The sequence below is a fragment of the Nodosilinea sp. E11 genome, assembly GCF_032813545.1.
Lineage (GTDB): Bacteria > Cyanobacteriota > Cyanobacteriia > Phormidesmidales > Phormidesmidaceae > Nodosilinea.
This window is the reverse complement of record NZ_CP136520.1, coordinates 1,501,918-1,513,861: the sequence shown is the minus strand read 5'-3', so window position 1 is coordinate 1,513,861 and position 11,944 is coordinate 1,501,918. Positions and strand designations below refer to the sequence as shown.

Sequence of the window (11,944 nt, the reverse complement as noted above, 5' to 3'; positions counted from 1 at the left end):
AGCAGAATTGGGTGTTAGGTCGCCAGGGCTGACGGGTCAGCAAACAGATCAAAAGGAAACGGCCCGTAGGTGCCCGCCAACTCAGCGGTTTCTGGCTCGGAGGTGTGGAATGTAATCAGCACGCCCCGCGATGGGCCGCTGTAATCGTCGAGATACCAAGCTCCCTTGAGGGTGTTGAACTTGAGATAAATCGCCCCGTCGCGATCGGGCAGGTCGAGGCTAACCGCAATTCCTAGGGCCGCTAAGAACAACTCCAGCGATCGCTGTCCTTCGGCCAAGCTGCTAGCGCAGATGCCCAGGGTTTGGTAGTCAGACCACTCGTTAAAGTAGCGCAGGTCGTCTCGTACCTGGGTGGCTTCGGCGGTGGTGAGGGTGGGTGGGGTAGTCAGGCAGCTAAACTGGCTGAGCCGCTGGCGGGTGGCCGCAATGGCAGCGGCGTTAGGGAGTGACGATGGCATAAAACAGTGTCATAAAACGGTATTGGTCAACGTTGGGAAGGTTTAGGCGGTGGTTTTGAAACGAGTGGTTTTTTAAAGGAAACCTTTGGGCTTACTAGCAGTGGGCCTCTGGCCCAGCTATCAGAGGTGCCAGTATGACCTACCACGTCCGCATGTTGGATCTGCCGCCCGGCGATCGCCCTCGAGAACGGCTGCTATCTTACGGGGCCAAAAGCCTATCGACCGCAGAGCTGCTGGCTATTTTGCTGGGCACTGGCCAGGGATCAGGCAAGCTATCGGCAGTCGGTCTAGGCCAGCTCATTTTACAGGAGATGGGGCAAAACCAACGGGATCCCCTGACCTGCCTGCGTGACGTGTCGGCCCACGACCTTGAGCAAATTTCGGGGGTTGGCCCGGCCAAAGCTACCACTATACTCGCCGCTATTGAGCTAGGCAAACGGGTGCTCCAGGCAGTTCCGCCGGAGAAGACCGTGGTTGATGATCCGGCGATCGCCGCCGCTGCCCTCAGCCATGAGCTGATGTGGCAGGCCCAGGAGCGTTTTGCTGTGGTGCTACTCGATGTGCGCCACCGGCTGATGGGTACTCAGGTGATTACCATCGGCACCGCCACCGAAACCCTGGCCCATCCGCGAGAAATCTTTAAAACCGTGATTCGTCACGGTGCGGTGCGCTGCATTGTCGCCCACAACCATCCTTCCGGCAATCTAGAGCCCTCTTCCGATGACCTCTCTCTGACTCGGCAGCTGCTGCAGGGAGCGCAAGTGTTAGCGGTGCCCGTGCTCGACCATCTGATTATCGGTAATGGTGACTTTCGCAGCCTGCGCCAGACCACTCAGCTCTGGCAGGAAACGCCCCAGGGAGCTTAAGGCCAGGTTGCTTCTGGGGGGTGAGCACTGACCACGTAGCAGTTGCGTCCCTTGGCCTTGGCCTGGTACAGGGCTAGATCAGCCCGATGAATCAGTTCTCGGGGGGAGTGCTCTTTAACCGATGGGCAATGGCACACCAATCCAAAGCTCAGGGTTAACACCGAGCTAATCTCAGAAAACTCATGCTCTAGGCTCCGGTCGGCCATGGTGGTTTGAATCTGCTCTACCACTTGTAACGCTCCCTCCAAGTCGGTATCGGGCAGCAGCAGCACAAACTCTTCACCGCCGTAGCGGGCGGCCAGATCGCCGGGGCGACGGACGGCAGTATTGAGCGCTTCGGCCACTTGGCGTAGGCAATCGTCACCGGCCAGGTGGCCATAGTTATCGTTGTAGGGTTTGAAGTAGTCAATGTCGCAGAGAATCAGGGCCAGGGTCTTGCGCTGGCGGCGAGCTCGCTGCCACTCCAGGTCGAGAGCCTGGTCAAAACTGCGGCGGTTGGCCATCTGGGTCAGGCCATCGATAGTGGCGAGTCGATTGAGTTCGGCGTTAACAAGCTGAAGCTTTTGGGTGAGTTCACCCTGGGTGAGCTCGGCCTTTTTGCGCTCGGTAATGTCGCGCACGATCACTAATACTTCAGTGTCGGTGAGAGGTACTACCCGCGATTCTTCGTAGTGCAGTTCGCCGTTGAGTTCGATGGCGTGCTCGTAGCGCTGGCGCTTGCCAGTATCGAGGGCCAGCCGAATGTAATGCATGCGCTGATCGGCTAGGGGCTCCGGAAAACTGACATAAACAGACTGCCGATCGTGGGCCGCAATGGGGCCGTAGAGGATAATTTCGCCCCCTGAGATCAAATCGAGAATTTGACCGTCGCCATTGACGCGCATCAGTAGGTCAGGAATGGCCTCTAGAATCGCTTGCTGGGTGGTTTGGCTGTCTTTGAGGACTAACTCCACCCGTTTGAGCTCGCTAATGTCTAGCGTGGTACCGTCAATGCGGAGGGGTTGGCCCGCTGCATCGTACACTAGCCGAGCCTGCCCTCGCACCCAGCGCATTTCTCCATCAGCTCGAAGAATCCGGTATTCTCGATCGGTTTTGCCCACCTGGGGTAAAACGTTAATATCGGCGATCAGCAGCGGCATATCTTCGGGGTGCACACAGCTAAACCACAGGTTGGCATCGGCCACAAACGCCTCGGGCGAATAGCCGTAGAGGGCCTCGGCGGCGGCGTTGACGTAGATGGTGGCGAGGGTGGTGGGGTCAACTGACCACACGACGCACTCGAGGGAGTTGAGAATGCTGTCTGTGCGCTGCTGCTGCGATCGCAGTTCTGCCTCGGTGAGCTGCAATTTTTCTGCGCTGTTGATCACCCACTGCTGGAGCTGTCGCGCTAGGGCATCGCGCTCAGCCTTAGCCTGCTTGCGATCGGTGATATCTCGTAAAACTGACAGGTGATGGTTGGGATAAATGTGAGCCGTGGCCGAAAATTCCACCGCTTTGATCACCCCGCTGTCGAGGCGGAGTTGCTGCTCACTGCGCCCCTCTCCCATCGCCAAAATCTGCTGCCATACCGCTGCAAAATCAGCCTGGGAGAGTGAAAAATCGGCTGCTCGCCGCCCGATGAGGGCCTGTTGAGGTAGCTCTAGCAGGGCACAGGCGGCTGGGTTCGCTGCCACGTAATAGCCCTGATCGTTAACGATCAGCATGGCATCGAGGGCGGTGTCAAATAGCTTTTTCCAAGGGCCAGATTGGTCTAGGGATATGGCCGGTTTAACCATAGTTATTCCCTGACCTCCTTCCACAGAAGGGGCCAACTGAAACGACGGCTCTGGCTTAGCGGAAGAAGGCATCACAATGGGAAGTATGTCTCTTTAATAGACTGAGTCAGAGCCGGTCAGAGAGGGCAACACTTACTCTAGGGTTATCATGCCCCGATTGCTATTAGAGGTAAGTGTAATTGACTTTAGTTTCTAATATCGGACCTTTAATACTAAATTTTGTTTGATTACCCCGTTGCATTGGCGAGGCTGACGCAGCGGCACTGGCGGCTAGATTGCACTCAATAAGGCCCCAAGCTGAATCAAGGTTTTGCAATTGGCATAGTTCATGACAGCCAGGTTCTAGGTGAGCTGTTTACTATGAAATAAGTAGGGGTAGGGCGGCATGAGTAGGGCCTATGGAACGGCAATATGCTGCTGCACAGGCTTTTCCTGGCCTCGCAGGTTAGAGATGTACTCCCTCGGCTTGTTTTTGCCCCTGCGGTCTATTCAGGTTCTTGCTGCTATCGTGCTTTAGTTTTGCAATATTTTCGCCTTCGCGCCTACATTGCCCTCAAGTTGACCCTGCACCGTCTACAGCAGGCGGCTACCACCTGGCCCCAACCGCAAGATTGGCTGTTGGCCGTAGGGCTCACCCTGGCTCTGGGTCTAGTGACGGTGCCGGTGGGGTTGCAGAGTCAGTTTCTCTCGCCAACGGTGGCCAGCCTCAGCTGGGCTGATGGGCTGCGGCTAGCGGCGCGGGTGTTGTTGGTGCCTGCCCTGCTAGAAGAAGGGTTTTGGCGGGTGCTGCTGCTGCCTCACCCCACGGAAAGAATGAGCGATCGCAAGCGCTGGCGACTGGGCCTGCCGATGCTGGGGCTGTTTGTGGTGATGCACCCGCTCAACGCCATGACCCTCTACCCGATGGCCTTTGCTACCTTTACTAACCCGGTGTTTTTGCTGTCGGCGGCGCTGCTGGGGCTGATTTGCACGTTTATGTATTGGCGATCGGGATCGCTATGGGTCGTGACCGCCATGCACTGGTTAGTAGTGGTCGTCTGGTTATTGTTTCTGGGTGGCTATACGTCTCTGCGGCTCTAGACCGGCAGCTTGAGACTGGCGAAAGGTTTAAGGGTCACAGGCTGAGGCGTTATCGCGATCGCTACAGTCTGGCTAAATTTAAGGGAATGTTCTTCAATTTTTATGACGGCTGTGGTTGAGGCCTGTAGTTTGGCCGGTCGGTAGTGAACCCTGAAACTAGGGCACCCTTGAAGCGCCCATCCCTCTGCTGTTTGCCCAGAATCTGCCATGAACGACTTTTTTAAAGGCTTTGAGCAACTGCTCGAACTGGCCAAAACCCTCGAAGAAAAGGCCGAAAGCGGTGAGCTAAAAACCAACGTGCAGATTAACGCTCGTGGCTTCAGCAGTATTCCCCGCCAGGGCAATATCCCCGATATCGGCGTTAGCCGCACAAACCGCAACGCCCCCGATATCGAAAACGACCCCGCCGTTGAAGAAGTCATCATCACCCCACCCCCATCCTCTTCCCCATCCTCCCCCTCTTCCCCATCCTCCCCCTCTTCCCCATCCTCCCCCTCTTCCCCACCACCCCACCACCCCACCATGCAGGACGTCGGCGGTCTCTCCGCCACCCTGCAAGAACTGCGCGAGCTGGTCGAGATTCCGCTGAAGCGGCCCGATGTGCTGGCTAAGCTGGGCCTAGAACCCACCCGTGGCGTGCTGCTGGTCGGCCCTCCCGGCACCGGCAAAACCCTGACGGCGCGATCGCTGGCTGAAGACCTGGGCGTCAACTACATTGCGATCGTTGGCCCCGAGGTGATGGGCAAATACTATGGCGAGGCCGAGCAGCGGCTGCGGGCGATTTTTGAGAAGGCCAAAAAAGCCGCCCCCTGCCTGGTATTTATTGACGAAATCGACAGCCTCGCCCCCGATCGCAGCAAGGTCGAGGGCGAAGTCGAAAAGCGCTTGGTGGCCACCCTGCTGGGCCTGATGGACGGTTTTGCCCAAACCAAGGGCGTGATTGTGCTGGCCGCCACCAACCGCCCCGACCACATTGACCCGGCCCTGCGCCGCCCCGGTCGCTTCGATCGCGAGGTGCAGTTTCGGGTGCCCGATCGCGCCGGTCGGCTCGAAATTCTCCAGATTCAAACCCGCGAGATGCCGCTGGAGGGGGTTGGGTTGGAGGCGATCGCCGATCTGTCAGTGGGCATGGTGGGGGCCGACCTCAAGGCCCTGTGCCAAAAAGCCGCCTACTTTGCCCTGCGCCGCCAGGTGCCCGATCTGAGCGGTCCCGTACCCGACACCATGACCCTGGTACACGACGACTTTTTGCAGGCGATTAAAGCAATCAAGCCCTCGGTGCTGCGATCGGTGGAGGTCGAGTCGCCCGCGATCGCCTGGGATGACATCGGCGGCCTGGAGAGCGTCAAGCAAACCCTGCAAGAATCGGTCGAAGGGGCACTGCTCTACCCCGACCTCTACGCCCAGACCGGAGCCAAAGCGCCGCGCGGGCTGCTGCTGTGGGGGCCTCCCGGCACCGGCAAAACCCTCCTGGCCAAGGCGGTTGCCGCCCAGGCTCGGGCCAACTTCATCGCCGTCAATGGGCCAGAACTGCTGAGCCGCTGGGTGGGGGCCGCCGAGCAAGCCGTGCGCGAACTGTTTGCCAAGGCTCGCCAGGCCGCTCCCTGCGTGGTGTTTATCGATGAGATTGACACCCTAGTGCCTGCCCGAGGCCAGTACCAGGGTGACTCTGGGGTGAGCGATCGCGTCGTCGGCCAGCTACTCACTGAACTCGATGGCCTTCAGGGCTGCACCAATGTGCTGCTGATCGGCGCGACCAACCGCCCCAGCGCCCTCGACCCCGCCATTCTGCGCGCTGGTCGCATTGACCTTCAGCTCGAGATCGGTTTGCCCGATGTAGCGGGAAGACTGGCGATTTTGCAAGTGCACAACAGCGATCGCCCCCTCGAAACCGTAGATCTCAACCACTGGGCCAGCCTCACCGACGGCTGGAACGGGGCCGACCTGGCCCTGCTCAGCAACCAGGCTGCCCTAGAGGCCGTGCGCGAATACCGTGCCCAGGGCCAGTCTGACCCCAGCCAGCTACGCATTGCCACCCACCACTGGCAGCAGGCCCACCAGGCTATTCTCAGCCAGCGTACCTCGGTGGCCAACCGGGGCTAAGAGTACGCCAACAGATACAGCATCCAAGCCCCCCCTTTTTAAGGGGGGCAGGGGGGATCTTTACCTTCGCTACAAGAAGCAGGACTTTCTAAACGCCTTCTAAACAGACTCGCTAAAGATGACCTCAGCATCGCGCAACCGCTTATGGGTGCGATAGCGGTTGTACAAGTCTCGGTTTGAGAAAAAGAACAGCGAAACCGCTTCCCACAAAAACACCCAGCCACCAATGAACAGCCCCTCGGTAAGCACAGAGGTGAGTACATTAATATCGAGTGGTTCTGCCAGTCGGGCTACCAGTAGCGTGCCCAAACCTGCAATCACGTAGCGGGCGGTGCGGGTGTTGATCAGCCGAATTTCTCGTTTGAGCAGGTAGAGTTTGAAATCTACGCTGTTTCTGAGCCCAGCTCTGACCTCCTGCTCCATAACTTCGTCACGGCTGCCGGGGGGCAGCGTAAAACACACCTCAATCGAGTATTTTTGAGGAATTTCATCGGCGCTGTTTTCTAGGTAGAGCTGCAAGTCTGGATCGAGTTCTCGCCGCTTAAAGGGGGCTGGGTCCCACTCGCTAAAAATGTCGGTGTAGCTGTCGAGGGCGGCTTCGATCATGTAGGCATTATTTGCCTCATCGATCGCATAAATTTCGTTAAACAGCTCTTCTTTTAGCGCCATAAAAATCTCAACTCAATCAAGCAGCTCTATTATCCTGGGCAGGATTCGCTGTGGCTATTAGTTATAGCTAACTATTGTAGGGAAGCGGTATGAATGCAGGCGTCAGGCCAAAGATTTTGGCACTGCCCAGAGTAGGGTGAGGGCACGGGCTACCATTAACCCCACCAGGGCCAGCCACAGCAGGTGAGCACTGCCGAGAGACTGGGCCAGCAGCGCCAGGGGCAAGAAACCAACCCCGGCAGCTAACACCGTGGCATTGCGGAGAACTTTGCCAGCGGTAATGCCCAAAAAGTAGCCGTCAAGCATGTAGGCGATCGCACCCAACCCCAGCACCGGTACCAGCCAGCCCACGTAGGTTTGCACCACCGCAATTACCTCTTGGTGAATGGTCAGCAGACCAAACAGCGGCGCGGGGAACAGCACGAAAGCCAGGGCAAACGACAGCCCTAGAGCCATGCTGCTGCCGCCGCCAAGGGTGAGCAGACGGCGCAGGTGGGTTTTGTCGCCACTGCCGTAGTAGCGCCCCGCAAAGCTTTCGGTGGCAAAGGCGATGCCGTCGATAAAGTAGGCCGACAGCGTTACCACTTGCAGCAGCAGGGTATTGGCCGCCAGGGTTTGGGTGCCCAGGGCCGAGCTAAAGTTGGTAAACAGGGCAAAGCTCAGCACCAGGGCGAAAGTGCGCACCAAAATGTCGCGGTTCAGCAAAAACAACCCCCTGATCGCCTGGAGGTTCCAGCCCTGGGGCAGCACCGCCCAGAGGTTTTGAAAACCGCCTTCGCGGGCTAGCAGACCCAGCCCCACCGCCAGCGTCAGGTATTGGCTCAGGGCGGTGCCCCACCCGGCCCCGGCGCTGGCCAACCCCATCTGGTTGATGAAAATGTAGTTGAACACAACATTGCTGCCGTTGCCCACCATCGACAGGGCAATTACCCGGCGACCTTTTTCGCGGCCCAAAAACCAGCCCATCAGCACCAGGTTGAGCAGCACCGCTGGGGCATCCCAAATGCGGGCGTTGTAGAACTCTATGCCCGCTGCCCTCACCGCCGGTTCGCCGCTGAGCAGCCCAAAGCCCAGTTCGCGAATGGGGATTTGTAGCAGCAAAATTAGCAGGCCAAAGGTAAGGGCGATCGCGCCATTGCGCAGCAAAATTAGCCAGAGTTCGTCGCGATCGCCCCGCCCCCGCGCCTGGGCGGTGGTGCCGGTGGTGCCCATGCGCAAAAAGCCAAAGCTCCAGTAGACGACATTAAAAATCACGGTGGCTAGGGCGACCCCGCCCAGGTGGCGAATGTCGTCGAGGTGGCCGAGAAAGGCCGTATCAACCAGCGCTGCCAGGGGCACCATCAGGTTAGAGATGATGTTGGCCGCTGCCAGCTTGAGAAAGCTGGGCAGAAAGGCTGGGGTAGGGGCGATCTGGGGGCTGGCTGGATTTTTGGCCATGGGTAAGCAGCGCTTTTTTACCCACGTTACAGGTCAACTAAGACGTAGCGGGTGAGGACGCGCATGATTTCGTTGATGCGCCCGGTGGGCTGGGGTTTGCGCCCCTCGAGGACTTCGGCAAAGCCGAGGCGGTAGAGTTCGTGGACGATGCGTTGGCCTCTAAGGGCCGGTCTTCGACCATCGCAGCCGTGGGCGCAGCAATGCACCTAAAATGCGAATCACCTCCCGCCCCGGATCAGCAGCAAATTCAGCTAACCGTAGGGTGCATTCGCGCAGCAATGCACCAAGAATCTCTCCCTCGCAAGCTTCGCGCAGCAATGCACCAAGAATCTCTCCCTCGTAAGCTTCGCGCAGCAATGCACCAAGAATCTCTCCCTCGTAAGCTTCGCGCAGCAATGCACCAAGAATCTCCCCCTCGTAAGCTTCGCGCAGCAATGCACCAAGAATCTCTCCCTCGTAAGCACTATCCCAAAACCGGGCACTTTAAAGAAAGTGCATCCTCTCGGTTCCATGCCCAATTACCGACGCCTTTACCGACCCGGCGGCAGCTATTTCTTCACCCACGTGACCTATCAACGGTACCCCTGGCTTTGCACCGATTTAGGTAGACAATCCCTACGCCAGGCCATTATTGCGGTACGGCGAAAGCACCCCTTCGCGATTGATGCCTTTGTACTTTTACCTGATCACTTCCACTGCATTTGGACGTTGCCAGAGGGGGACTGCGATTATGCCAAACGGTGGCGGCTAATCAAGCTGATGGTGACGAAGGCTTGTGGCCAAGAATTGGCACTGCCGTCGGAGAAGACCGTATCGGGTGAGCGGCGGCGGGAGGGAAATCTATGGCAGCGGCGATATTGGGAGCATTGCATTCGAGACGAGCGGGATTTTGTGAGCCATTGTGAGTATGTTCATTACAACCCGGTGAGGCATGGATTAGTGGAATGCCCGACGGATTGGGTGTTTTCGACTGTGCATCGGTATTTGTGGGAGCAGAATGAATGACGAGGGAGATGCTCTCGGTGGTGCATTGCTGCGCGAATGAAGATGGTGCATTGCTGCGCGAATGAAGATGGTGCATTGCTGCGCGAGTGAAGATGGTGCATTGCTGCGCGAATGCACCCTACGCCAGGATGTAGCGGGTGAGGACGCGCATGATTTCGTTGATGCGCCCGGTGGGCTGGGGTTTGCTCCACTCGCGCACTTCGGCAAAGCCGAGGCGGTAGAGTTCGTGGACGATGCGATCGACGCCGTGGGCGCTGCCGATGACCAAGATGCGAATGACCTCCCGCCCCGGCTCGGCGGCAGGCTCGATGGTGACTTGTAAGGCGGGGTTTGCCAGGGTTGAGGGAATAAATGCTTGTGGCATGACGAGTACTTCTTAAATGCGTGAACCATTAGGAATACAAACAACTATAGTTATCCATTAGGTATTCGTCAACTATTAGGCATGTGTTTACGAAGCTATGAAGCTCTGACACCATGGGGCTTATGGGTAAAGCGGGTCAGGTGCTCAAGCACGTTTTAGAGAAGTACGACGTTAGCCAGTACAGTCTTGCCAAGACATTGGGCGTAGAGCGTACTAACGTCTATCGGTGGGTTCACGAAATGCGAGACCCGACAGCGGAGACGTTGCTAGATATCGTCAAAGCGCTGAAATCCCTAAGTCATGCGGCTGCTGAAGAGTTTGTGCAACTCTATTTAGGCGAAGTGCTGAAGAGTGATGATTAGGCCAGTTAGGAGTTAGTAGGGTGGGCAATGCCCACCATTAAACTTGAGCTGCTCTAGTTAGTCCAATCTTTCTTGAAACCAGAGCAGTTCAGCGGGTTGTATTGGGGCGATCGCCCCTTCTCCCACAGTAATCAGTGCCCGCCCTGCCGTGGCTGCGATCATTCACGCAGATGCCTGTACTAAAGCCTAGCCACAGAGCAGATTGCAGGTGAACCGTTACAACCCCGAGCAAAGCCCACTGATATGCTCACCCAAGCCACAATTCAGCAGATCTGCAATTCTCATTCTGAGACACTTCGTGAACGCATCGGCGACCATTATGCTCTATAACCGTCAAAAGCAACCTGCCTGACGCCTGGTTTGCCAAAGCAAAAGCTGACCTACAAGCCGCTGAGCTTCTGCTCGATACAATCAACCCTTTGCTGATACGGAATAAATGCTTTTCGCTGAGGCATAGCCATGTCTGTGCCCTTATGCTTGAGCTACGGTAATGGCTCAGCCAGGCACACTTTGGGAGATAAGACGATGTCGCGTCGACAAAACAACCCCGGCTTTAGCCAGCCCCCTCGTACTCGGCTCGCCCGGCTTCAGAGTGACTCTCTAGCGGCTGACCCCGCCGGGTTTGGGGTATCTAGAGCGGTGCCGCCAGGGGGCAACTCAGCTCGGCCTGACGCTGGCGACGACGAACTGGTGGACTTTAGCTATTCATCCCCCGGTGCCCTGCCCGGTACCCTGCGCATTCCCCCCGATGCCCTGCCTACGGAGCTGTTTTTGATCAGCTATAGCCCCGAGGCGGTGCAAGCCGTCGCCATCGACCATCCTGACGAGTGCCGCACGGTTGGCCAAACCCCAGGCGTCAACTGGATTGATGCCCGGGGGCTGGGCACCGAGGCTAGGCTAGTGCAGATGAGTGAAACCCTGGGGTTTCATCCGCTGATGCTCGAAGACGTGGTCAACGTGCCCCACCGACCCAAAATCGACTTCTACGACGACAAGATTTTGATCGTCATGCAGATGGTGCGGCCCCAGCCCACGGGGTCGGGGGTTGCCAGCGAGCAGGTCAGCTTTGTACTGGGCCAAAATTTTCTCGCCACCTTTCAAGAAGAGCCCGAGTGGGACTCGTTTGATCCGGTGCGCGATCGCATTCGTCGAGGCACCGGCTCTATCCGTCGCCAGGGGGCCGACTACCTCGCCTACGCCCTGCTCGACACCATCGTCGATAGCTTCTTTCCGGTGCTAGAGGTGATTGGCGAAACCCTTGAAGAACTCGAAGAAGAGGTCGTCGACAACCCCACCAGCCACACCATCGAAAAAATCCATCGCATGCGCCGGGGGCTGATGAAACTACGCCGCTACATCTGGCCCCAGCGCAGCGTGATCAACAGCCTGATCCGCGACAGCGATGAGTTGATCAGTCAGGAGGTGCGGGTCTACCTACAAGATGTCTACGACCACATCGTGCAGGTGGTCGACATCATCGAAAACTACCGCGAAATTGCCTCCAGCCTGATGGATGTGTATTTGTCTTCCATCAACAACCGCATGAACGAGGTGATGAAGCTGCTGACGGTGATTTCTTCTATTTTTATTCCTCTCACCTTTATCGCCGGGGTCTATGGCATGAACTTTGCCCCCGACACATCGCCCTTCAACATGCCAGAGCTGGAGTGGTACTGGGGCTACATCGTTTGTCTGAGCGTGATGGCGATCATTGCCACCGCCCAAATTTATCTGTTCTGGAAGCGCGGCTGGTTTGACAATTTTTCGGCGACCAAGCGCTAGGCGATCGCCGCGATCGTCGTACCCGGTGTCGGGCGGTCTGTGC

Annotated in this window: 12 protein-coding genes; 6 read left to right on the top strand and 6 right to left on the bottom strand. The window is 57.5% G+C overall.

The window, feature by feature from the left end:
• Positions 1–14 precede the first annotated feature (14 nt).
• Complete coding sequence (locus tag RRF56_RS09055; protein WP_317037312.1) at positions 15–458, bottom strand: DUF1824 family protein; 444 nt, start codon at positions 456–458, stop codon at positions 15–17.
• 134 nt (positions 459–592) lie between these two features.
• Here RRF56_RS09055 and radC point away from each other — a divergent pair, with 134 nt between their 5' ends.
• The gene (gene radC, locus RRF56_RS09050) at positions 593–1,324 is read left to right on the top strand and encodes a RadC family protein (protein WP_317037311.1); all 732 of its coding nucleotides are present in this window, start codon (positions 593–595) and stop codon (positions 1,322–1,324) included.
• On the opposite strand, the gene RRF56_RS09045 is transcribed toward radC, so the two are convergent.
• Positions 1,321–3,099 carry a diguanylate cyclase domain-containing protein gene (locus tag RRF56_RS09045; protein ID WP_317037310.1) on the bottom strand — a complete coding sequence of 593 codons (1,779 nt, stop codon included), beginning with the start codon at positions 3,097–3,099 and terminating at the stop codon, positions 1,321–1,323. The two genes, radC and RRF56_RS09045, sit on opposite strands and share 4 nt — an antisense overlap.
• Positions 3,100–3,618: 519 nt before the next feature.
• On the opposite strand from RRF56_RS09045, the gene RRF56_RS09040 reads away from it, so the two are divergent.
• Positions 3,619–4,179, top strand: coding sequence for a type II CAAX prenyl endopeptidase Rce1 family protein (locus tag RRF56_RS09040; protein ID WP_317037309.1), 561 nt, complete (start codon positions 3,619–3,621; stop codon positions 4,177–4,179).
• 207 nt (positions 4,180–4,386) lie between these two features.
• Positions 4,387–6,282 (top strand): AAA family ATPase, encoded by a 1,896-nt coding sequence (locus tag RRF56_RS09035; RefSeq protein WP_317037308.1) that lies wholly within the window; start codon positions 4,387–4,389, stop codon positions 6,280–6,282.
• A 99-nt stretch (positions 6,283–6,381) separates the two neighbouring features.
• Here RRF56_RS09035 and RRF56_RS09030 read toward each other — a convergent pair whose 3' ends face one another.
• From RRF56_RS09030 to RRF56_RS09020, 3 genes are all read right to left on the bottom strand, one after another.
• On the bottom strand, positions 6,382–6,951 hold the full coding sequence (locus RRF56_RS09030; protein WP_317037307.1) for a hypothetical protein: 570 nt from the start codon (positions 6,949–6,951) through the stop codon (positions 6,382–6,384).
• 102 nt (positions 6,952–7,053) lie between these two features.
• Positions 7,054–8,388 carry an MATE family efflux transporter gene (locus RRF56_RS09025; protein WP_317037306.1) on the bottom strand — a complete coding sequence of 445 codons (1,335 nt, stop codon included), beginning with the start codon at positions 8,386–8,388 and terminating at the stop codon, positions 7,054–7,056.
• Positions 8,389–8,547: 159 nt separating this feature from the next.
• Entirely contained in the window at positions 8,548–8,823 is a 276-nt protein-coding gene (locus RRF56_RS09020; protein WP_317037305.1) for a hypothetical protein, read from the bottom strand.
• Between the two features lie 75 nt (positions 8,824–8,898).
• On the opposite strand from RRF56_RS09020, the gene RRF56_RS09015 reads away from it, so the two are divergent.
• Positions 8,899–9,393 carry an REP-associated tyrosine transposase gene (locus RRF56_RS09015; RefSeq protein WP_317037304.1) on the top strand — a complete coding sequence of 165 codons (495 nt, stop codon included), beginning with the start codon at positions 8,899–8,901 and terminating at the stop codon, positions 9,391–9,393.
• Between the two features lie 118 nt (positions 9,394–9,511).
• On the opposite strand, the gene RRF56_RS09010 is transcribed toward RRF56_RS09015, so the two are convergent.
• Positions 9,512–9,757, bottom strand: a complete 246-nt coding sequence (locus tag RRF56_RS09010) for a hypothetical protein (RefSeq protein ID WP_317037303.1) — start codon at positions 9,755–9,757, stop codon at positions 9,512–9,514.
• A gap of 113 nt (positions 9,758–9,870) precedes the next feature.
• On the opposite strand from RRF56_RS09010, the gene RRF56_RS09005 reads away from it, so the two are divergent.
• Positions 9,871–10,119 carry a helix-turn-helix transcriptional regulator gene (locus tag RRF56_RS09005; RefSeq protein WP_317037302.1) on the top strand — a complete coding sequence of 83 codons (249 nt, stop codon included), beginning with the start codon at positions 9,871–9,873 and terminating at the stop codon, positions 10,117–10,119.
• Between the two features lie 525 nt (positions 10,120–10,644).
• Positions 10,645–11,901, top strand: coding sequence for a magnesium/cobalt transporter CorA (corA, locus tag RRF56_RS09000; protein ID WP_317037301.1), 1,257 nt, complete (start codon positions 10,645–10,647; stop codon positions 11,899–11,901).
• The last annotated feature ends 43 nt before the right edge of the window (positions 11,902–11,944 follow it).